The organism is Mycolicibacter sp. MU0102 (genome assembly GCF_963378105.1).
GTDB classification, from domain to species: domain Bacteria; phylum Actinomycetota; class Actinomycetes; order Mycobacteriales; family Mycobacteriaceae; genus Mycobacterium; species Mycobacterium holstebronense.
In genome coordinates this window covers 122,487-142,993 of record NZ_OY726398.1, presented here as the reverse complement: position 1 = coordinate 142,993, position 20,507 = coordinate 122,487, and the positions used below count along the sequence as shown (strand labels likewise).

General features: G+C 65.9%; 19 protein-coding genes. 8 read left to right on the top strand and 11 right to left on the bottom strand.

The window, feature by feature from the left end; translation table 11 throughout:
- The 8 genes from RCP37_RS00710 (at position 1) to RCP37_RS00675 (ending at position 8,852) form a co-directional block, all read left to right on the top strand.
- Complete coding sequence (locus RCP37_RS00710; protein ID WP_308485158.1) at positions 1 to 1,581, top strand: MlaD family protein; 1,581 nt, start codon at positions 1 to 3, stop codon at positions 1,579 to 1,581.
- The gene (locus RCP37_RS00705) at positions 1,578 to 2,657 is read left to right on the top strand and encodes an MCE family protein (protein WP_308485157.1); all 1,080 of its coding nucleotides are present in this window, start codon (positions 1,578 to 1,580) and stop codon (positions 2,655 to 2,657) included. Before RCP37_RS00710 ends, RCP37_RS00705 begins: the two co-directional genes overlap by 4 nt.
- A gap of 4 nt (positions 2,658 to 2,661) precedes the next feature.
- The gene (locus RCP37_RS00700; protein ID WP_308485156.1) at positions 2,662 to 3,714 is read left to right on the top strand and encodes an MCE family protein; all 1,053 of its coding nucleotides are present in this window, start codon (positions 2,662 to 2,664) and stop codon (positions 3,712 to 3,714) included.
- Positions 3,715 to 3,824: 110 nt separating this feature from the next.
- Positions 3,825 to 4,916: an MCE family protein gene (locus RCP37_RS00695; protein WP_373693208.1), complete on the top strand. Its 1,092-nt coding sequence runs from the start codon at positions 3,825 to 3,827 to the stop codon at positions 4,914 to 4,916.
- A 14-nt stretch (positions 4,917 to 4,930) separates the two neighbouring features.
- Positions 4,931 to 6,166: an MCE family protein gene (locus RCP37_RS00690; protein WP_308487220.1), complete on the top strand. Its 1,236-nt coding sequence runs from the start codon at positions 4,931 to 4,933 to the stop codon at positions 6,164 to 6,166.
- On the top strand, positions 6,163 to 7,413 hold the full coding sequence (locus RCP37_RS00685) for an MlaD family protein (RefSeq protein ID WP_308485154.1): 1,251 nt from the start codon (positions 6,163 to 6,165) through the stop codon (positions 7,411 to 7,413). Before RCP37_RS00690 ends, RCP37_RS00685 begins: the two co-directional genes overlap by 4 nt.
- A 19-nt stretch (positions 7,414 to 7,432) precedes the next feature.
- A complete protein-coding gene (locus RCP37_RS00680; RefSeq protein WP_308485153.1) occupies positions 7,433 to 8,047 on the top strand; it encodes an Rv1363c family protein in 615 nt (204 codons plus the stop codon).
- Positions 8,048 to 8,057: 10 nt separating this feature from the next.
- Complete coding sequence (locus RCP37_RS00675; protein ID WP_373693088.1) at positions 8,058 to 8,852, top strand: mannan-binding family protein; 795 nt, start codon at positions 8,058 to 8,060, stop codon at positions 8,850 to 8,852.
- Between the two features lie 11 nt (positions 8,853 to 8,863).
- On the opposite strand, the gene RCP37_RS00670 is transcribed toward RCP37_RS00675, so the two are convergent.
- The 11 genes from RCP37_RS00670 to RCP37_RS00620 are packed head-to-tail and all read right to left on the bottom strand — an operon-like array spanning position 8,864 to position 20,504.
- A complete protein-coding gene (locus RCP37_RS00670; RefSeq protein ID WP_308485152.1) occupies positions 8,864 to 9,532 on the bottom strand; it encodes a YoaK family protein in 669 nt (222 codons plus the stop codon).
- 10 nt (positions 9,533 to 9,542) lie between these two features.
- Positions 9,543 to 10,259: a mammalian cell entry protein gene (locus RCP37_RS00665; RefSeq protein ID WP_373693087.1), complete on the bottom strand. Its 717-nt coding sequence runs from the start codon at positions 10,257 to 10,259 to the stop codon at positions 9,543 to 9,545.
- Positions 10,226 to 10,774: an Rv1363c family protein gene (locus RCP37_RS00660; RefSeq protein ID WP_046283303.1), complete on the bottom strand. Its 549-nt coding sequence runs from the start codon at positions 10,772 to 10,774 to the stop codon at positions 10,226 to 10,228. Before RCP37_RS00660 ends, RCP37_RS00665 begins: the two co-directional genes overlap by 34 nt.
- Entirely contained in the window at positions 10,771 to 11,727 is a 957-nt protein-coding gene (locus RCP37_RS00655) for an RDD family protein (protein WP_373693086.1), read from the bottom strand. The genes RCP37_RS00660 and RCP37_RS00655 overlap by 4 nt, the downstream gene beginning before the upstream one ends.
- Positions 11,724 to 12,380: an Rv1363c family protein gene (locus tag RCP37_RS00650; protein ID WP_046283305.1), complete on the bottom strand. Its 657-nt coding sequence runs from the start codon at positions 12,378 to 12,380 to the stop codon at positions 11,724 to 11,726. The genes RCP37_RS00655 and RCP37_RS00650 overlap by 4 nt, the downstream gene beginning before the upstream one ends.
- A complete protein-coding gene (locus RCP37_RS00645; RefSeq protein ID WP_308485150.1) occupies positions 12,350 to 13,942 on the bottom strand; it encodes an MCE family protein in 1,593 nt (530 codons plus the stop codon). The genes RCP37_RS00650 and RCP37_RS00645 overlap by 31 nt, the downstream gene beginning before the upstream one ends.
- Positions 13,936 to 15,105 carry an MCE family protein gene (locus RCP37_RS00640; protein WP_308485149.1) on the bottom strand — a complete coding sequence of 390 codons (1,170 nt, stop codon included), beginning with the start codon at positions 15,103 to 15,105 and terminating at the stop codon, positions 13,936 to 13,938. The genes RCP37_RS00645 and RCP37_RS00640 overlap by 7 nt, the downstream gene beginning before the upstream one ends.
- Complete coding sequence (locus tag RCP37_RS00635) at positions 15,105 to 16,670, bottom strand: MCE family protein (protein ID WP_308485148.1); 1,566 nt, start codon at positions 16,668 to 16,670, stop codon at positions 15,105 to 15,107. The genes RCP37_RS00640 and RCP37_RS00635 overlap by 1 nt, the downstream gene beginning before the upstream one ends.
- Complete coding sequence (locus tag RCP37_RS00630) at positions 16,667 to 18,271, bottom strand: MCE family protein (RefSeq protein WP_308485147.1); 1,605 nt, start codon at positions 18,269 to 18,271, stop codon at positions 16,667 to 16,669. Before RCP37_RS00630 ends, RCP37_RS00635 begins: the two co-directional genes overlap by 4 nt.
- The gene (locus tag RCP37_RS00625) at positions 18,268 to 19,296 is read right to left on the bottom strand and encodes an MCE family protein (RefSeq protein WP_308485146.1); all 1,029 of its coding nucleotides are present in this window, start codon (positions 19,294 to 19,296) and stop codon (positions 18,268 to 18,270) included. Before RCP37_RS00625 ends, RCP37_RS00630 begins: the two co-directional genes overlap by 4 nt.
- On the bottom strand, positions 19,293 to 20,504 hold the full coding sequence (locus RCP37_RS00620) for an MCE family protein (protein WP_308485145.1): 1,212 nt from the start codon (positions 20,502 to 20,504) through the stop codon (positions 19,293 to 19,295). Before RCP37_RS00620 ends, RCP37_RS00625 begins: the two co-directional genes overlap by 4 nt.
- Positions 20,505 to 20,507: the final 3 nt, after the last annotated feature.

The following is a 20,507-nucleotide window of genomic DNA, read 5'->3' as shown; positions in this document are numbered from 1 at the left end:
ATGAGCAATTCGCTGGACACCGACGGCCGGGGCCCCTCCGAGAATCAACTGCTGGGCGCGGGAATCGCGGTATTGCTGGTGATCGCGCTGGCCACCGGGGGCCTGCTGGCCAAATCCACCGGCATGCTCAACTCCTACGTGCGGGTGGTCGCCGACCTGATCAACGTCGGCGATGGACTGCCCGCCCAGTCCGACGTCAAATACCACGGTCTGCTGGTCGGCAGCGTCACCGATGTGATCCCGGCCGCCTACGGCAAGCCCAACTACGTCCACATCAACCTCAAACCGGGCTACGCCAAGGACATTCCGAGCTCGGTGACGGCCCGCGTGGTGCCGTCCAATGTCTTCGCGGTCTCATCGATTCAATTGGTCGATTCCGGCACCGGCGGACCCACCATCCGCGACGGCAGCCACATCGCCGAGAACGGCGAACTGTCGACGGTGATCTTCCAGACCACCGTGTCCAAGCTGCGCGACATCCTGGCCGCCACCGGTCGCGGCCGTGAAGACCACAGCCTGGGCATCCTGGCGGCTGTCGGGGCGGCCACCGACAACCGGCGCGTCAAGTTGCTCAACACGGCCGGGCAGATGTCCCGCCTGCTCGATCAGCTCAACAGCATCGTCGCCACCGAGCCCGGTCCGTCGACGGTCTCGGCACTGCTCGACGCCACCCACGGGCTGCAGTCCACCGCTCCCGAGCTCGTCGACGCACTGCACCAGGCCGTCGAGCCGATGCGCGCATTCGCCCAGAAGCGCGCCGAGCTGGCCTCGTTGGTCTCCGGTGGCCAGCACACCGTCGGTGTGGCCCGAGAAGCCCTCGACAACCACGTCGACCAGTTGATCCAGATCACCCACGACCTCACGCCCGTCATCGGCGTGCTGGCCAACAACGCCGACAAGTTCGTACCGATCTTCACCCGGGTCAACCGGCTCTCCGACAAGTTCTTCGACCAGCTCTACGACCCCAAGTTGATCACCCGGAACATGCGGGCCAACCTGTCCTTCACCCCGCTGCACACCTACACCCGGGCCGACTGCCCGCAGTACGGCGAAGTGAAGGGACCCAGCTGCTACACCGCGCCGATGATCTCGGTACGGCCCGAACTTCCCGAGACCCTGCTGCCGCAGAACTACCACTTCCCGGCCGGTCTCGAGCCCCCGCCCGGCACCGAGATCGGCCCGGACGGGAACCTTCGCGCCGTCGGGCCACCCCTGGTCAATCCGAATCGCAGCCTGGAGGACACCAACCCGCCGCTGCCGTGGTGGACCGGGCCCTTCCCGCGCGTTCCCAGCAACGCCGACCCGCTTGACCCTGCTCCCCCGCCACCACCCAGCCCGCCGATCCCAGCCCAACCCCATGCACCGGAGTGGCAGCCGGCGGCGCCGGCGTCCTTCGGCGGCAACGTGGGACCGGTCGGTAGCCAGGCCGAGCGCAATCAGCTCGGTCTGATCACCGGGCCCATCACCGGCCGAAGCGAGCCGGCATCGGTGGCGACGCAGTTGCTGCTCGGCCCGGTCGCACGGGGCAACGCCGTATCTTGGGCCTCGCCCGGCCCCGCCAACACGGGAGGCCACAAGTGACATTCCGCGGACCGCTGATCGGCCTGTGCCTCTTCATGGTCGTTTCGACGGTGCTGACCTGGCTGGTCTATGCCACGCTGCGCCGCGACGTGGCCGGATCCACGACCCCGTACGCAGCCATGTTCACCGACGTATACGGACTGCGCGAGGGCGACGATGTCCGGATGGCCGGGGTGCGGGTGGGCCGGGTGGAGAAGGTCGCGCTGGACGGGAAGCTGGCGAAGGTCTCGTTCATCGTCCAAAACGACCAGAAGCTGTACGGCAACACCGTCGCCTCGGTGACCTACCAGAACATCATCGGCCAGCGTTATCTCGGGCTGTCGCTGGGCGCGCTCGGTACCAGCGAAGAACTGCCCCGCGGCAGCGTGATCAGTGTCGAGCAGACCGATCCGTCGTTCGACGTCGGCGCCCTGCTCAACGGCTTCAAACCGTTGATGTCGCTGCTGGACCCCAAGCAGGCCGACGATCTGACTCGCGGTGTGCTGGAGTCGCTGTCGGGCGATCAGGCGTCGATCACCGCACTGGTGGATCAGTCGTCGACACTGACCGCGACGCTGGCCGGGCGCGACGAGGTGCTGGGGAACCTCATCACCAGCCTGAACAGGCTCACCGGCACCATCGCCGGACAGAACGATCAGTTGGACCACGCCCTGACCCAGGCCCGCCGAGCGGTCGCCGACCTGGACTCGCGCCGGCCGGCGTTGCAGTCCTCGGTCGGTTCCCTGGCTCAGACGACGCGACAGCTCGCACGGATTGCCGACGAGGTCTTCCCCTCCTTGGAAGAGATGATCAACCGCGAACCCGGCTTCACCAAGCACATGGCCGGCATCGAACCGCAGTTGGCGTTCACCGGGGCCAACCTGCCGCTGATGCTCAAGGGCCTGGGCCGAGCATTTGGGGATGGCGCCTACGGCAACGCCTACCTCTGCGACCTGAACGCCACGGGATTCTTCCCCGGCTTCAACGACATCACCACGATCATCGTCAACGCAGCCACCCCCGGCAATGCGCGCCCGATAACCCGGGAGAACCTGGCATGGCACTCGCCCCGATGCAGGAACACCGTCGATGGGTAACGCCATGACCACACGGACCACGAAGTTCTTCCGCGAGTGGCGCACCCGGCCGCTGGAGTCCTACAACACCACGTGGCTGGGGTTCGGAGCACTGGCCGTGGTGGCGGTCGTGGTGGCCGGGGCCCTGTTTGTCAAGGTGATCGGCTTCGGCTATACCCGCTACACCGCCGAGTTCGCCCAGGCCGCCGCGCTGGCCCCCGGCAACCCGATCATGGTCGCCGGCATCGAGGTGGGCCGGGTAACGAGCATGCGACTCGCCGGCGATCACGTGGTGGCCGGCCTGAGCGTCCGCAACGACGTCCCACTGGGTAAGGACACCCGCGCGAAGATCCAGGTGATGACGATCCTCGGGTCGCGGTATCTCAAGCTTGAGCCCGACGGCCCTGGCTCGCTGCCCGGCAAACGGATCAACCTCGCCCACACCGAGGTGCCCTACTCCTTAGAGTCCCTGCTGGAGGACGCCACCACCACGTTCGATCAGGTGGACTCCGACCAGTTCGGACAGTCCCTGGCGGTGCTCGGCCAACAGCTGAGCGGCCTGCCGCCGGTGATTCCGCAGGCAATGGCCAACCTGCACACGCTGTCCAAGATCACCGCCGATCGTCGCGACCAGCTCGGCACCCTGCTCGCCAGCACCCAGCGGGTGGCCAACACCCTGCGCAACCAGCAGACGAATCTGGGAAACCTCGTTGATCAGGGCCAGGACTTCATCGGCGAACTGGTGGTGCGGCAGAGCACTTTCCACGCCATGCTGGCCGCGCTGACCAGCCTGGTAGGCCAACTCAACAACGTCGTGGTCACCGACCGATCGATGCTCGACGACATGCTGATCAACCTGCGCGCACTCTCGGACATGCTCGGTCAGCACGACGACCTACTGCGCAGTCTGATCCAGTCCGCGCCACCGACCTTGCGGGGCATCACCAACGCCACCGGTTACGGCCCGGGCATCGAGTTCTTCGCCGGCAACGGAATCGCGATCGACTCGTGGATGTGCGCCATCAGCGGACGCGCCAAGCAGTTCGGCATGATCGAGTACTTCAAGGACTGCAAATGAGCGCGACACCCACTACCGCGGCAGACGATCCGATCGAGGAACCGACGGTCACCGACGCCGCGATACCCGCAACCCGGACGGCGGCCGCGCCAAAAAGTCGTCGCCGCGTCATGGCGCTGGTGACGACGCTGGTCGCCGGTGCGCTGATCGTCGCCGTCGTAGCCGGCTCACACCTCAACCCCTTCGGTGGTCACATCACCGTCACCGCTCAATTCGACAGCGCGGCAGGGCTGTACGAAGGCAATGTGGTCGCCGTGCTCGGCATGCCGGTGGGCAAGGTCAAAAAGGTCACGCCGAAGGGCGAGTACGTCGAGGCCGAATTCACCGTCGACCGCGGCGTGAAGATCCCCGCCGACGTCAACGCCGTCACCATCAACACCTCGATCCTCACCGCGCGGCAGATCGAGCTGACCCCGGCGTATTCGGGCGGCCCGGTGTTGGCCGACCGCACCACCATCGGACTGAACCGCACCCGGACACCGGTGGCGTTCGATCGCGTGCTGGACATGCTCGACAAGGTGTCCAAGTCACTCGGCGGCGACGGCAAAGGCAATGGTCCGGTGGCCGACGTGATCAACGCCGGCGCCGACATCGCCGACGGTAACGGCGAGAAGATCAAATCGGCACTGAGCGAGTTGTCCCGGGCATTGCGACTCAGCTCCGACCGCGGCGAGGCGACCGGCGATCAGCTGACCACGATCATCACCAATCTCAGCTCTTTGATGGACGCGGCGGCCCGCAACGACGAGAAGCTGCGTCAATTCGGTTCCACCACACGTCAGTTGAGTCAGATGCTTGCTAACGAGGACTTCGGAACCGGCCGTACGGGCCGCAAGTTCAACGAGATCGTCACCCAGGCGACATCGCTGCTGCAGGCCAACCGCGACAACCTCAAGCAGAGCGTCCTCAACGGCGACACCGCCGTGACCACCCTCGTCGAGAAGCAGCGCGACCTGGCAGAGCTCATCAACGTGTTGCCGCTGACGATGGAGAACCTCTACAACGCCGTCGACACCAACAACGGGGCGGTCCGCCTGCACGCCCTGGTGGACAAGATCCTGGTCGACAGCCAAAGCACCAAGGAACTGTGCAACATGATGCATCTGCGGCAATTGGGTTGCGGCACCGGAACCTTGGCGGACTACGGTCCGGACTTCGGCCTCACCTACGTCCTCGACGGCCTTTCGATGATGGGACAGTAGCCGTGACGTCACGACTGAAACGGTCACCGAGGACTGCGCTGGCCCTGCTGTGCAGTGCCGTCATCGCCTCGTCGGCGGCGGGCTGCGGCACCAGCGGGCTGGACAGCCTGCCGCTACCTGCCCCGGGTATCGGCAGCGGCGGATATCTGCTCACCGCGGTGTTCGCCAACGCGCTCAACCTGCCCGGCCACGCCAAGGTGAAGCTTTCCGGCGCCGACGTCGGCCAGCTGGAGTCGATGGTCGCGCGCAACTACACCGCGGTCACCACGCTGCGCATCATGGACGGCGTCCGAATTCCGGTGGGCAGCACCGCCGAACTGCGGTCGGCCACGCCGCTCGGTGATGTGTTCGTGGCGATCAAGCCGCCGACCCCCATCGATCCCGCTGCCCCGCTGCTCAAGGGCGGCGACTCCATCGGCTTGGAATCGACCACCTCGGCCGCCACCGTCGAGTCGGTGCTGAGCTCGGCGGCGCTGTTGGTGAACGGCGGTGCCGTGCAGAACTTCACCAACATCGTCAACGGCGCCGGGAAGGCGACCGGCGACCAGGGCAAGGCGTTCGGCAAGCTGATCAACCAGTCCAACGATCTGCTGGCCAAACTCAACGCCCGATCCGGCGAGATCGAGACCGCACTGCGCGAAACCAGCCGGCTCGCCGACCAGCTCGATTCCCGCAGCGCCGCGCTCACCGACGTACTCAACGCGGCGGGACCGGCGACCGACACGCTGGTGGACAACACCAGCCAGATCGCCGACCTGGTTGAGCAACTGGGCGCGACCAGCCGACAGCTGGCCCGGTTCCCGTCCATCGCCGGAACCGACGATTCCGGACACAGTTTCATCAAAGACGCCAACATTCTCGCCGGCGCGTGGAACGACGTGGCAACCGATCCCAGCACCAGCCTGGCCGCCCTGAACCGGCTGATGGCGCCGTTCATCAAGATGACGGCGGGTTCCGGGGTCTCGGTGCACGCCAGCATCGACCGCCTGGTGTGGGGTTCGATGCCCGACGCCGGATTCAAGGGCGACCCGGCGTTCCACGGCCCGAAGCGCTACGACTGGGCCAAGATGGCCGGTTCGATCAAGTACGCGCTGTGGCGGCTGCAGGAACGCGTCGTGGGTCGCGGCCCGGACACCGACATGGGCCAAGCACCATGGACGGCGGTCGGCCCACCGATACCGCCGACCCCCGCAGAAGCTGACATGGCCGATGTCGAGCCTGGCCTGCCAGGACCGAGGCCGGCGCCATGATCGACGCACTGAGTCGCCAGATCGTTGCCCTGGTCCGCGCCGGCTACCGACGGAAGAACCTGCTGTCCGGGCTCGCGTTGGCGATGACCCTGGTGGTGGCGGTGAGCTACCTGCTGGTGGGTGCACTGCGGGTCAACCCGGCACGATCGACCTACCAGATCACCATTTCACTGCCCGATTCTGGCGGCCTGCTCACCAACCAGGACGTGTCGGTGCGCGGCGTCCCGGTGGGCCGCATCGAGTCACTGCGCGTCACGCCGACGGGCGTCGACGCGGTAGCCAATATCAACTCGACGGTGAAGATTCCCGCCGCCAGCCCGGTGCGCGTCTCGGGCCTGTCGGCTGCCGGCGAGCAATACATCGACTTCGAGCCGCCGTCGAACGCCGGTCCGTTCCTGTCCGCCGGCAGTGTGGTCTCCCGGGACCGCGCGACGACTCCGATTCCGATATCGCAGTTGCTCGCCGATGCGGACGGCATGCTGGCCCAGACCGATCCGCGCAAACTCGATCTGATCAAGAAGGAACTCAGTCTCTCCGACGAAGGCCCGCGCAAGCTGACCGACATTGTCGACGGCGGCTCGTTCCTGCTGTCCACGCTGGATTCGGTATTGCCGGAGACCGTAAGCCTGCTCAAGTCGAGCCGGGTCGTGCTGACCATGCTCAGCGACGTCAACAAGGGCATGGCTGCGACATCGGCCAATCTCGACAAGGTGCTCAAGGGCATCAATCCGATGATCGGCGGCTACCACCGGCTGGTGGACCAAGGCCCGGGGATGCTGTCGTCGGTGGACGGTCTGTTCGACGACAACTCCGACACTATGGTTGGCCTGCTGGGGAATCTGGTCACCCCGGCCCAGCTGCTCTACGTGCGGACTCCCGCACTCAACGCACTGTTCCCCAATTACCGCGGTTCCACGGTGGAGGCGCTCAGCTCGGCCATCCACGAGGACGGGATGTGGGCGACTGTCGATATTTACCCGCGCTACACCTGCGACTACGGCACTCCCCGGCGCCCGCCGTCTCAGGCGGACTACCCCGAGCCGTTCCTGTACGGCTACTGCCGTGACACCGACCAGTCAGTGCTGGTGCGCGGCGCCCACAACGCGCCCCGCCCACCGGGCGATGACACCGCGGGTCCGCCGCCCGGTGCGGACCTGGCGGCGACCACCGACCCGACGCCTAAGGGCCGCTACACGATTCCCACCCCCTACGGTGGTCCGCCCCTGCTGATTGAGCCGCCTCGTTGATGCGCAAGGAGATGCCGCGGTGAGCACCGCCGACGAACCGACCGCCGAGACCACGCCCGAGGACGTGGAATCCACCGCGGTTGAACCGGAGTCAGAAGCCGTCGAGGAGGCGGACGAGGCCGCCGCCGTGGAGAAGGCCGTAGCACCGGCACGCAAGCGTCAGGTCCCGTGGCCGATCACGGCTGTCGCAGCCACGTATCTCACCGTGTTCGGGTTGGTCATCGGCCTCGGATGGCCGTTGTGGCAACAGCATCGGGTCTCTGCGGCGGAAGCAGCTGGACGCCAGGCGGCGGTGGACTATGCCCAGGTTTTGACCAGTATCGACTCCAACAAGGTCGACGATGACTTCTCCGCGGTGCTCAACGGTGCGACCGGGGAGTTCAAAGACACCTATACCAAGGCCAGCGTTCAGCTGCGGCAGCTGCTGATCGACAACAAGGCGACCGCGCAGGGCACGGTGGTGGAGTCGGCCGTGCAGTCCGGTTCCAAGGACACGGTCGTGGTGCTGTTGATGGTCAACCAGGCGATCACGAACACCACGCGTCCAGACCCGCGGGTGGATCGGACCCGAATGAAGATGACGATGCAGAAGGTCGACGGCCGGTGGCTGGCGAGCAAAGTCGAATTGCCTTAGGAGGCAGGCTATGTGGGCGACCCGGCTATTGACGGGCATGCTCGCCGCAACACTTGCGGTGGCTACGGTGTCCGGGGCGCCGGTCGCCGGCGCTTCAGCGCCGTCGTTCTGCAGCGGGCTGGGCGGCAACTGGGACGGGCAGTACTGCGCTACGGACGTGCATTCCGAGCGGCTGGCCACCCGCTATATCCGGATGGCGGTCCCCGGAGATCTGGTCGACCACCCGATCGCCGGTCCCCCGATCCGTGACTACCTGTCGAAGTTGTTTACCAACTGGCGCAGTAAAGGTGCCTCGATGGTCGCCGACAGCTGGGGAAACGAGAACTACGAGATCTTCCAGCACGGCAACGCGTTGACCGCGGTCTTTCACGAGGACTACCACTCCGACGGTCCGTACATCAACAACGCCTACCGGACTTTCACGTTCGACATGGGCTCCGGCGGGCGGCAGTTGCAATTGGCCGACATCACCAAGCCCGGGATCGACCCGCTGGCGATGATCCCGCAGCTGGGCGAGCCTTACATCTCCGAGGCACTGGACCGGGCGTTCTGGGAGCACCGCCCAGGGGACTATCCCTTTGTCCCGGAGCGCTTCACGCCCGACAAGGTCTTTTCCGGCGGTTACCGGTCGTGGGCCCTCACCCCCGATGAGTTGATTCTCTACATGCCCGACTACCCGGTCAGTCACGACAGTCCGATCCAGTACAACCAGATGCAGTGGTACATGGACGGCGGCAACGTTCAGGCGCACATCCCGCTCTCGGCGCTCAGCTCGATCCTGCGCCCGGAGTACGGCGGGTCCTGATCGGCGCCCCGCTAGCCGTATCGAAACAGCGCCAGGCTCGCCAGCACCACGATCCCTGCGAACGCGATGACCGGCGCCACCATGATGGGCGTCAACGTTGCGCCGACGACGGCACCGAGGATCATCACGAAAACGACGCCGTAGCGTAGCCTTCCGCGTTCGCCGGTCCCACCGGCCAATCGACTGTCCACCCCGATACCGACAATGGTTGAGGTGAGCACCGTGGTGTAGAGCTCCTGAATGCCGAACTGGCGGGCACTCGAATTCTGTACACCGAACGCGATCGCCAGTCCCGCGATCAACAGCAGCTTGCTGGCGCCGTAGTAGTCCAGCACGCCCAGTCCGCCCAGTGCGGCCAGCACCAACAGCATCGCCGCCTCCAGACCCAGTGCGATCGTGAGCCAGTGCCGGGGCCGCTTTTCCCCGAAGATCCGGAACAGCCGTCCCCCGATGACCGCGCCCAGAAGGAATCCCGTTACCGCGACGATCGCCGCGGTCAGGTCGAATCCGGTGCTGGGAACGAACAGGAACCCCAGGAAGATCGCATTGCCGGTCATATTCGCCACGAACACCCGGCCGAGCACCAACACACTCACCGCGTCGACCAGGCCCGTGGCGAAGGTAAGCAGCAGTAGGGCCGCCACGGTGCGCCGGTGCGAGATCGGCGATGCGACGGCCATGGGCTCCGGCTCAGCCCTGGAGACGCGGAGTCAGGTCCAGCGAGGTGATAGTGGGCATCCTGGTGACCACCCAGCGGTTCTGGTCGCGCTTCATGAAGAGCCGGTAGGTGAGGTACTTGATCTGCGGGATCGATTTGCTCAGTTCACTGGTTGCCGTGGTGTTGGTGTAGACGATCACCGTGGCCTCGGGGCCATCGAGGGTCTCGACGGCCGCACCGACGATCTCGGTGGTGTCGGTGACCTTCGCCTGCTTGTTGCTGTCCGCGATGGCGTCGATGAACTTGCGGTACTGGGCTTCCAGGTCGCCACTGAGATACACCGAAGCCCGATCCGGAAGGGAGTCCATGTTTTCCGGGGTGTAGTTCCACAGCGTGTGGATCGCGCGGGCCGCGGTGCGGGCGATGTCCAGTTTGGTTGCCACCTCTGCCCGGTCGAGGAGATACGGCTGTGCGGTGGCACCCGCGAACGCGGCGGCGCCCACGAACGCCGCGGCCGAGACCGCAACCGCAAGGCGCACACCGATACGCCGTCCGGGGCGCTTGGCGGCCGCCATCTCCGCCTCCGCCTCGGTCTCCGCCTCCGCCTCCGCCTCAGCCTCGGCGTCCGCATCCACCTCAGTGGTGGCGGCGTCCGGTTCGAGGTCGCCCGTCGATTCGGCGGGGTGATCGACCTCTGCCCCGGAGGACGCGTCGGTCACAGCACCTGGTTCAGATTGCTGATCTTCCACTGGTCCCCTTCCTTCTGCGCTGTCGCGAGCCAGCGGGTTGCCACCTTGACATCGTGCTTTCCGTCCGGCGACTTACCGGTGTTCTCGACGGCCACCAGCAGACTGACGCTGCCATCGTCGTTCCACCGTTCAACACCGGCCGCGGTCACCGTCCCGGTGGTCGGTTCGCTGCGCGCCACCGCGATCAGGATCTGATTCGCCTTCTCCTGGTACTGCTTGGCGAAGTCTCCTGCGGCGTGGTCCATGACGTTGGTGAGGTAGTCGTTGGCGTGGAACGGATCCGGGGAGGTGAACATCGTCATGAACGATGTGACCGCATCTCGCGCCTCGAGGTTCCGTAGGGCGGTCCGGCGGTGTTGCTCGTGGCTCACCAGCGTCATCGCGCACACCGCGATGGCCGCAGCGATCACTACCAGCGAACTTGCGATGATGATCGGCAGCCGTCGACGCCGCGGCACCGGCTGGTCGACGAAGAGTGGTTGCGCTTGGGCGTCCCTGCGGCTACGCGGGCTCATTTCGCCCCCTCGGCGGGCAGCGGCTTGCTGACGACAGTGAGGTCGTCGACCCGCCAGGTTCCCGATGTCTGCACGAATACCACCTGGACGGTAGCGCTGATCAGGCGCTCCTTGCCGGGTGTGCCGCGCTGGCCCTGCAAGAACAGCAGCATGGTGGCGCGATGAGGGACGGCGTTGATCACCGCGGCGTCGGTCACCCGGTAGAAGTTCGGAACCGGGTTGGCGTCGCGGATCGCGTCCTGCTGGGGGACGAGGAGCTGCCGATATTTCTCGGTAGCCAAGGACTGCGCGCGTTCGAAGTCTTGCTGCAAGGTCTCGGGGTCATAGGACAACATGTCCGCCACGATCTTCGGACCCTGTCGGGCAACCTCGGCCTGGGCCAGATCCGATTTGTGGTCATTCTGATAGACCACCGAGTATGCCGTGGCAGCAGCGATGAGGCTCAGGGCAGCCGCGGCCACGAACACCGCCACCGTTACGGATCGGATGTTTGCCGGTGGTTGCCGCTGTTCAGCCGGGCGAACCTCAGTGCGCGCCAGCACGTCGGCGAAAGTACGGCCCCGCCGATCCCGCAGCGGCCAGATCCAGCCCAGGAGAACCGGCACGGTGTCGAGCAGGTGCGCGACCTCACGCAGTAACAGGCGGCCAACGCCTGCTGGCGCGCCCGACCCTTCGCCGGCGCGCACCACTTCGATCCCGGTGAACGCGCTGCCCAGGCTCCATCCCTTGAGCGCCGGCAAAAAAATTCGGTTGGCCTCGGTGGCCAGGAACGCCACGGCGCCAACGATGGTCGCGAGCCACCGCCACAGGCCACCGGACGGGAAACACAGGGCAGCCATGCCCATTGTCACCATCACGGCAGACCCCGGTAGCAGGTCGATTGCGAACGCCGTTGCGCGAGTGCGCCACCTGGCCGGCCCGAGACGCGGCGCCTCGGCCACTGTGTCGGTCACTTGGCCACCTGGTCGAGCCTGCCGATCCGATACTGGCCGTCGTCGCGGACCATCTGAACACGCAGCCGGTATCCGACTTCTCTGCCCTTGGCCTCGATGTTGTCGACCTTGATCCGGAAGGCCACCAGGATATCGACCGAGCCGTCGGGGTTGTTGCGCTCCACCGCCGCACCCATCTCGGTCAGCTCGACGTGGACCTTTGCCGCCTGATAGGCGGGCGGAAGAATCTGTGCGTAGAGCGAGGCTTGCGTGCGGAACTCCCCGGTCGCGCAGTTAAGCATCTTCTCCTGGGACAGTGACACATCGCCCGAGTCCGGGACCTGGGTCGCGAGTACACACGCTTTGGCCGCCTCCAGGGCTTCGGCGTTGTCGCGGGCCAGTTGCTGGCTTGCCGCGTGGTCAGCTAGACCAACGAAGCCCGCGGCCACCAGGCCGGCTGCAAACAGTAGTAACAGCACACAGATACCCGCCTGCTGGCGCCGGCCGAGACGCGACGGTGCCGGCCCGGCGTCTATCGCCACCGAGTCGGTCGACTCGTCCGGATTCGCTTCCGCCGCCATGCCCTCAGCGTCCTGAGCTTCGCGAGCCGAGGTATCTGCGGTCTGCTGGTCCTCGTCCGTGCTCAGCGGAACGGTGCCAGCATCCCCTTCCATGCGTCGTCTCCTATGTTCATCGAGTTCTCGACGGAGTATTCGACGCCGTCTGGCCCCACCGCCTGGCCACTCTGCGGATTGTAGATCGCGGCTGGTCCCCCACCGGGGGTGTAGATGCAGGGGTTGGGTTGTTGCCCGTTGCACTGAACGCTACCGGTACCCGGCCGAGACAGTGGGTCACTGACCGGCGGAGGCGTCCCCGGCACCATATCCGCGGGTAGCGGGTTGAGGCCAGTGTTGACCGACGGTGCCGGAATCACGTGGCCCGGCTCAACTGGCTGGTCACAGCGAGCGCCCATCGCCGGGCAGTTCCGGATCTGGTTCGGGTCGCCGTACCAGGGGTTGGTACCCAGCGGGACATACGGTTTGTCGCTGCGGCATTCCTTCGGCGTGGGAGCCCGCTTACCGGGCACGTCCACACAGGGGATGTTGCGCACACCGCGAACGTTGTTGGCCGGGGTGTCCTGCGGAATCCGGCACGAGACATCCGGCAGCTCCGCGGGGGTGGTGTCGGCGAACGCCCGCCACTCCGATGCCGGCAGATAGCCGGTCAGACACGGCGGTGGAGCGTTCAGGCTCAGGCCCGGAACCGGCACCGGGAAGATCGGTCCGGGGAACGCCCCGAGCGCCACGCCCAGAGACGCCCGGCCTGGGTAAGTCGAGCTCACCGTTTGGATGATCGAGCCGGCCTGGGGAAGGAAGACCAAGACCTGCTCGGTGTTCCGGTTGTAGCGCTTGGCCATCTCGGTCAGGATCGCCATGTTGGCCATCAGCTGCGGCAGGCTGTCCTTGGTGTCGTTGAACACCGTGTGGACCTGGTCGATCAGCGGCGGCAGATCCGAGATGATGTGCTTGACCGTGTCGTCTCGGCTGGCCGCCTGACTGGCCAGAACGTTCAGGTTGCGCGCCCATTGGTGAATAGCGTCGCCGGAGTTGGTCTGACTCTCGATGATGGGCGCCGACTTCTCCACGATGTCGTCGACATCGGCGAGGTTCGTCTTGAAGTCGCCGACGATCGCCTGCGTCGCATCCACGAGGCGTTGCAGCGACGGACCCAACCCGCCCACGGCCGTTGCGGTCTCGTCGAGCAGCGCCGAGATCTTCCCGGTCGGCAATGCCGCCAACCCGCGGTTGGCGGTGTCGAGCGCCGGGCCGATCGCCGACGGGACGGTGCCCGTGGTGATGGTCTGCCCCTGCTTCAGGTACTGGCTCGGGTTATCGGCCGACACCAGATCCAGGTACTGCTCACCGATCGCCGACACCGAATGCACGTTGGCACTCGCGTCGACGGGAATCTTGTACTTGCTGGAGATCTGGAAGGTGGCCTGCGCACCGGTTTCGGTCGGTTCGACGGCGGTAACCCGGCCGATGATGGTGCCGCGGTAGGTGACGTTGGCGGTCTTGTACAGGCCGCCCGCCTCCGGCAAATCCGCCTTCAGCGTGTACTGACCCAGGCCCGCCAGGGTCGGCAGACGCAGGTAGTAGACGCCCAACACCAGCAGCGCCACCGCGGTCAAGACGCTGAAAATGACCAGTTGTCGCTTGATCTGAGGTTTCAGCAATTCCGGTCAGCCCTTTCCACATATGGACCGCCGGGTGCGGTAGCCGGGTTCGGCGTGTACCGAACATCCGGGATCATCTTCTCCGGGTCGTGACCGAACGACTGCTCCAACGCCCGCAGCATTCCGGAGAAACCGGTACCGGTCAGGATCGCATTGTCGATGGACGCGTAGGTCAGGTCGACCACCAACGAGGTGTTGATGAAGTCGCCGCGGACGGCCTTGAAGGCACCGTCGACGTGGTACGGCGCGGTGATCATCACCTGCAACAGGTCGGGCAGGTACGGCGACGCCTTGCGCAGTTCCCGTCCCGGGCACTGGAACGACGTCAGGACCTTGTGCAGGTCGGACCGCACGGGTGCGATCTGGGTGTTGACCTGAGTGCCCATCGCGCCCAAGGCCTCGATGGCGTTGATGAAGATCCCCTGCTGCGCGTTGAAGTATTTGAACAGCGGCGGGAAGTCCGTCAGGGCCTTCTCGATGGAGTCGTTGTGCGCACCGAAGTAGCTCAGCAACCGGTTGCTCGAGTCGATCGCCCGGGTGATGTCCTCACGCTGGTCGTTGAGGTTGCCGATGAACGTGTCCAGCTTGGTCAGGAACGCGCGGATCTGGTCGGCCCGCCCGTTGGACAGCGCGGCGAACTCGGTGGTGATGGTGTCCAGATCCGACAACCCACCGCGCTGCAGCAGCAGCGCCAGCCCGGCCAGCGTCCGCTCGATCGTGGGGTACGACGTCGAATTGCTCAGTCCGATCGTGTCGCCGTTGCGGAGTTCACCCTCCGGGTTCTCCGGTGCCTTCAACTCGATGTGCTGCGAACCCAGCAAGCTGGTCTGGCCGATCTTCGCCGTGGCGTTGCGCGGCAGATGAACGTCCTTGTTCAGCTTCAGCTTCAGCGTGGCGACCCAGTTCTTGAGCTCAATCCGCTCGACCGCGCCGACGAAGACATCGGCGACCAGGACCCGGCTGTTGCCGTTGAGCGCCAAGGTGTCCGGCACCTGGACGTACACCGTGTAGGCACCGGCGCCACTACCCGGACCGCCCGGCAGCGACACGTTGGCGATACCACGCCAGCTGCTGCAGGACGTCAGCGTCAGCGCGGCCATCAGCAGCACCAGAGCCTGCCAGCCGCGGCGGCTGACCGTGTTCATCGCTGTCCTCCGTCTCATCAGCCATCACCTCGCGGCGGAAGCGGTGCCACCGGCCCCGGAATCACGTTCGGTCCCGGCGGAGGCGGCGCGATCGGCCCCACCCCAGGCGGCTGGCCGATGAACGGCAGCGGACCGGCGGACTCGTCATACGAGTTGGGCGGGCCAGGCGGCGTCTGGTACTGCGAGTCGACCGGTGCCGGGTCGGGGCCACCCATCAACTGCGCCAGCGACTCCGGGGTCAGCAGTCGCGCGGTGTCGTGACCGGGCTCCACACCCTGCATCCCGGGCGCGGTGATCCATCCCGGCTGGGTGTTGCGGTGCGACGTCGGGGTGTCGGGCACCCAGATCCCCGGGACGGTGGTGTCCTTGTACCCCGGTGGCGGCTGCAGCCGCGGCTCGGAGTAGGCGATCTGCTTCGGCGTGGTGTAGGCGTTGGTCCAGATGTTGATACCGAACGGCAGGTAGTTGAACTTGATCGCGTCGGCCACCGGTGCCAGATATTCCGCGCACAACTCCGCGGAGTCCTGGTAGCCCAGCCGGCTGCCGGCCTGAATCGCGCTGCAGATGAACTGCATCGGGTTCGCGAAGTTCACGATGACCGGGGAACCGAGGACCATGCCCTGCGCCGGGTGGTAGATCTCGTCCACGCCGGCCAGCACGTTCGGCAGGATGTGCAGCGCGGTCTCGAAACCCTCCAGTGCATCCGGCTGCGTGATCGCCGTCGTCACCTCGGCCACATTGTTGATGGTGTGCGTCAACGGCTTTGCGTTCTGGTTCAGGAACGCCTTGACGATCGTCATGGTGGCGTAGAACTGGTCGGTAGCCGTTGCCAGTGCCTGGTCGGTGCTGTTGAGGTTGTTGGTGAACTTGGCCAGGTCATGGTTCAGCGCGACGAACTGCTGGTCATTGTGGTCCAACGCCTTGACGAACAACGACAGGCTGCGCACCACCGCGAAGAAATCCCCGCGGCCCTTGTTCAGCGCGGTCAGGGCATCGGACAGGCTGTCGAACGCCTTGTTGATCTCCTGGCCCTTGCCGGAGAGCCCGTCGGCGAACGATTCGATGGCGTCGCCGATCGGCCCCTTCGGCTGCTCGGCCGTCGGGCCCAACTTGTTGATGATGTTGGTGACGTCGTTGCGCAGTGTGTCCCACTCGACCGGGACCTCGGTGCGCTCCTCGGGGATGACCGCCTTATCGGCCAGCACCGCACCGCCCCGGTACGGGGGCTCCAACTGAATGGTCCGCGATGCGACCAGCGTCGGGTTCAAGATGATCGCCTTGGCGTCGGCAGGCACCTTGTACTTGTTGTTGTAGTGCAGGGTGACTTTCATCTTGTCGCCGGCCGGCTCGATCTTGTCGATCGCGCCCACCCGGACACCCATGATCTGCACCGCGTCACCGGGGTACAGCGCGTCGGTCTGCGGGAAGTAGGCGACGACGCTGGTGCTGTTCAGCTTGCGGAAGAGCTGCACTCCCCCGAAGCCGGCCACCAGGGCCAGCGCCAGCAGCAGCGACCCGACGATCACCGTCGACCGCGACCGCTCCGGCAGCCGCAGGTTGCGAACATCAAAGACGGTACTCACGGCCGCTCACTCCCTCTTGCGCCACCGCCGCCACCGGGCTGGCTGTTGCCACCTTCGCCAGGCGTGATGAACGGTGCCGGCAGCTGGTTGCCGGGTCCGGGCGGAGCCGGCGGACCGGGTGCCCGCGGTGCCGGGGGCGGTGCCGCTCCCGGGTTGGCGGGAGCCGGACCGGCGACCGGGCCCATCGGCTCGGAACGCCCGCCGGGGTTGGCGTCGGGCATCGGGACCGGGGTGCCGGGAACCACCGGCGGTGTCTCTCCCGGACGTCCCGCGATCGAGATACCCGGCGAGGCCGGGAGGCCATCCGGGTTCGCCGGCGAGACCAACACATCGGTCGGGCCCGGGTACGGTCCGCTCCGTCCGAACGGGCCATCATTCGGGTCCAGGTTGGCACACGGCAGTGGGTTGCCCGGGGTCGGGAACATGCCGGCCGCGGGTGCGTAGGAACACGGCGATCCGGGTGCGACGGCCGGCCCGGGGTGCTCGGGGGTGCCCTCGATCACCTGCGGAGCAGGCGGCGGCGCGCCGTTGGCGAACCGGGTTCCGTTCGGGTCGGGGTAACGGAACTCCGGCAGGCCGGCGTTACGCCAGAACTCCTCCGGCGAGATGCCGCGCTTCTTGAAGGCCGAATCGACCCAGGGCTGCAGAATCCAGAACGGGATCAGGTTCAGGGTCGAGACCTTGAAGTACGGCCCCGAGGCGATCGCGTCGTTCACGATCGTCAGGTACCGGCCCAAGATGGTGAACATCTCCCTGAGGTCATCTTGGCGCCGCACCAGCATGTCGGTGATGTTGGAGGCCTCGGTGAACACATGACTCAGATCCAGGCCCGGATTGTCGCGGACCAAACCCTGAACCTGTTCGCCGAAGTAGGCGATGTTGCCCAGCAACGCCGAGATCGCCTGGCTGCGCTGGTTGACCGCCGCCGAGAGGGTCTGGGTGTTGCGCAGCAGTGCGTCGATCTGGTTGCTGCGGTCACCGATAACGCTCGCGACCTGATTGGTCTGTGCCAGCAGGTGGGTGATCTCATCGTCGCGTTTGCCGATGGTGTCGGAGAACTTCGCGACGCCGTCAAGCGCGGCGCTCAAGTCCGGGTAGGTTTCATCGACCGTTTCCGACAGCACCTTCAACGACTTCTTGACCGTGTCGATGTCCCAGCCGGAGGCGGCTTTGGTGGCGTCGAAGACCGCATCGTAGAGCTGGTAGGGCGTGGTGCTCTGGCCCAACGGCAGGACGGCCTGCGGCGCAATGCGGCGCTCGCCCTTGGGCTCGATCGACAGAACCTTGCGACCCAGAATCGTGTCGGTCTTGACCCCGATCAGGCTGTCACTCCCGATCGGGTTAGCCCCGACCGAGAACTTCACCAGCACATGGTCATTCTCGATCGACAGGTCTTGGACCTTGCCGACGTCCACGCCGGAGATGCGCACCTTGTCACCGGCGGTAAGGCCGCCGGTGTCGGAGAGCTGTCCGAAATAACTCGGTTCGGCGAAGAGCATCGGCGCAGTGGTGAAGCTCTGCCCCACCAGCGTCACCAACGCCACTGTGGCGACGCCGATGATGCCGATCCGTGCCCGGTTGGGCGGTTCCAGGGTCCTCACTGGGGCGTGCACCTCCCCGTCGGTTGCTGCCACAACCGGACGTTTCGGACCGGTCCGCCCGGCTGCAAGCCGGGAAGCTTGATGGTCGCGTCGCAGATATAGAAGTTGAAGAAGTCACCGTAGACACCGGTGCGGCCGATCAGCTTCAGCGCCTTCGGAATCTTCTGCAGCAGCTCGTCGACGTCGTTGAGCCGGTCTGCCGGCTCCGGGCCCGCCACCGGGAACAGGCTGTGCAACTGCGTGCGGTTGTCGGCCAGCAGATCCGCCAGATTGCCTGCGGCGTTACCGAACTCCGCGGTGCCGTTCGCCAGCGGGTCGGCGTGGCTGTTCAAACCCTTGACCAGCTTGTCGAAGTTGTCGACCGTTTCGTCGAAGGTCTGGCGATGCCGGACCGCGGTGTCCAGCACCACGTTCAGGTTCTTGACGACCTCGCCGATGGCCGCATCGCGGTCGGCGATGTGAGCGGTCAACTGGGCGGTCTGCTCCAGGATGTCGTTGATGGTGCCGCCCTGCCCCTGGAAGACCGTGACGATGGTCGAGGCGATGGTGTTGATCTTCTCCGGGTCCAACGCCCGGAACACCGGCTTGAATCCACCGATCAACGCGTCCAGGTCCAGCGCCGGCTCGGTACGGGAGGCAGGAATGAATCCGCCCATGGGCAGCCGCTGGTCGGCACCCTCACCCTCGCCCCGCTTGAGCTCCATGTAGCGGTTGCCGATGAGGTCGTCGTAGCGGATCTGCGCGGTGGTCGACTGGAACAGCGGCAGTGATCGGTCGACGTCGAAGTCGACCACAGCCCGACGGCCTCCGTCGACCAGCCGGACCTTTTTGACCTTGCCGATCTCCACGCCGGAGGCGCGGACGAACTGCCCCGGCCGCAGGCCGCTGGCGTTGCTGAATTCGGCGGAGTAGCGGGCCGTCCGGTCGAACCGGATCTGCCCGAAGACCACGACGAGGCCGACCGTGAAGAGCAGCAGCACCGAGCCGACGGCACCAAGTTTGAGGGCGGTTCTGGTGATGTTCATGGGTTAATCGTGTTATCCCCGACTTGGCGACCCCAGACGTAATCAATGGCCAGGGGCGATCCGATATCAAAGTGGTTGTACGGCGCTTGGCTGACTCCCGTGTCGGCCACCAGGTAAGGCGCCGGCCAGAAGTCGTGGGTGATCTCCTGCCAGCAGCCCGGCGCACCGCCTGGGCCACCGCGAGCGTTGTAACGCGGCAGGTTCTCGGGATAGACGTACGGGTTAGCCGGTCCGACCAGTTCACTGACGGTGTCGAGCGCGTAGCCGTCGCCGCCCAGGAATTCGTAGACCTTGGGCGCGCCCTCGGCGAGGTTGCGGATGGCGCAGAACAACTCCGGGCTGTACTCGTCCAGCAGTGCCGACACCGGGACCAGGTCGGCGAACTGCGCACGGAAGTAGGGTCCGAACCGCTGGGTGACATCCGCCCCGAGGTTGCCCACCCCGGCGGCGCCCAGCAACGCGGCGTCCAGTTCCTTCTGCTGGTTGGTGATCGTCTTGACGGTGACGGACGAGGAGTCCAAGAAGCCGATCAGATCCGGCGCTCCGTCGGCGTAGACCTCGGCCAGGGTTGCGAAGCCCTTGAGGTCGCGACGGAACGAAGGCATCCGTGCGTTGACGTCGTCGAGGATCGCATTGCCGTTGACCAGCGATTCGCCGAGCTTGTCGCCCAGCCCGGTCAAGGCCTCGGCCGCGGCGTGCAGCGTCAGGTTCAGCTTGATCGGGTCGACGTGTTCGGACAGGTTGTTGATGGTCTCGAACAGCGTGTTGAGCTCCGTCGTCACCGAGGTCGCGATGATGTTCTTGCTGGTGATGCGTTCCCGCGCAGGGTGTTCGGGTGCGGTCAGCGACACGTACTTGTTGCCGAACAGCGTGGTCGCCAGAATGTCGGCTTTGACGTTGGACGGGATCAGCTTGAGGTACTTGGGGTTCACGTCGAGGGTGAACTTGGCAGCCGGCTTGTTCTCGTACTCGGTCGGCCCGATGGCGGCCACGCGCCCGATCTGGACGCCGTTGTAGGTCACGGGCCCGCCCGGATCCATCACCAGACCGGCACGCGGGGCAACCATGGTCAACGACGTTGTCTTGGTGAAGGACCCGCGGAACTGGCCGTAGACCAGACCCGCGATCAGCGCGAGGACCGCGAAGGTCGCCACGCCCGCGATCCGGAACGGCGGGTTGTGCACTTTGTTCTGATTCCCGGTTGCCATGCG

Coding starts and splice junctions, on each gene's coding strand:
- RCP37_RS00710 (WP_308485158.1), top strand. CDS start 1: ATGAGCAATTCGCTGGACACCGACGGCCGGGGCCCCTCCGAGAATCAA.
- RCP37_RS00700 (WP_308485156.1), top strand. CDS start 2,662: ATGACCACACGGACCACGAAGTTCTTCCGCGAGTGGCGCACCCGGCCG.
- RCP37_RS00695 (WP_373693208.1), top strand. CDS start 3,825: ATGGCGCTGGTGACGACGCTGGTCGCCGGTGCGCTGATCGTCGCCGTC.
- RCP37_RS00685 (WP_308485154.1), top strand. CDS start 6,163: ATGATCGACGCACTGAGTCGCCAGATCGTTGCCCTGGTCCGCGCCGGC.
- RCP37_RS00675 (WP_373693088.1), top strand. CDS start 8,058: ATGTGGGCGACCCGGCTATTGACGGGCATGCTCGCCGCAACACTTGCG.
- RCP37_RS00670 (WP_308485152.1), bottom strand. CDS start 9,532: ATGGCCGTCGCATCGCCGATCTCGCACCGGCGCACCGTGGCGGCCCTA.
- RCP37_RS00660 (WP_046283303.1), bottom strand. CDS start 10,774: ATGAGCCCGCGTAGCCGCAGGGACGCCCAAGCGCAACCACTCTTCGTC.
- RCP37_RS00650 (WP_046283305.1), bottom strand. CDS start 12,380: ATGGAAGGGGATGCTGGCACCGTTCCGCTGAGCACGGACGAGGACCAG.
- RCP37_RS00640 (WP_308485149.1), bottom strand. CDS start 15,105: ATGAGACGGAGGACAGCGATGAACACGGTCAGCCGCCGCGGCTGGCAG.
- RCP37_RS00625 (WP_308485146.1), bottom strand. CDS start 19,296: ATGAACATCACCAGAACCGCCCTCAAACTTGGTGCCGTCGGCTCGGTG.
- RCP37_RS00620 (WP_308485145.1), bottom strand. CDS start 20,504: ATGGCAACCGGGAATCAGAACAAAGTGCACAACCCGCCGTTCCGGATC.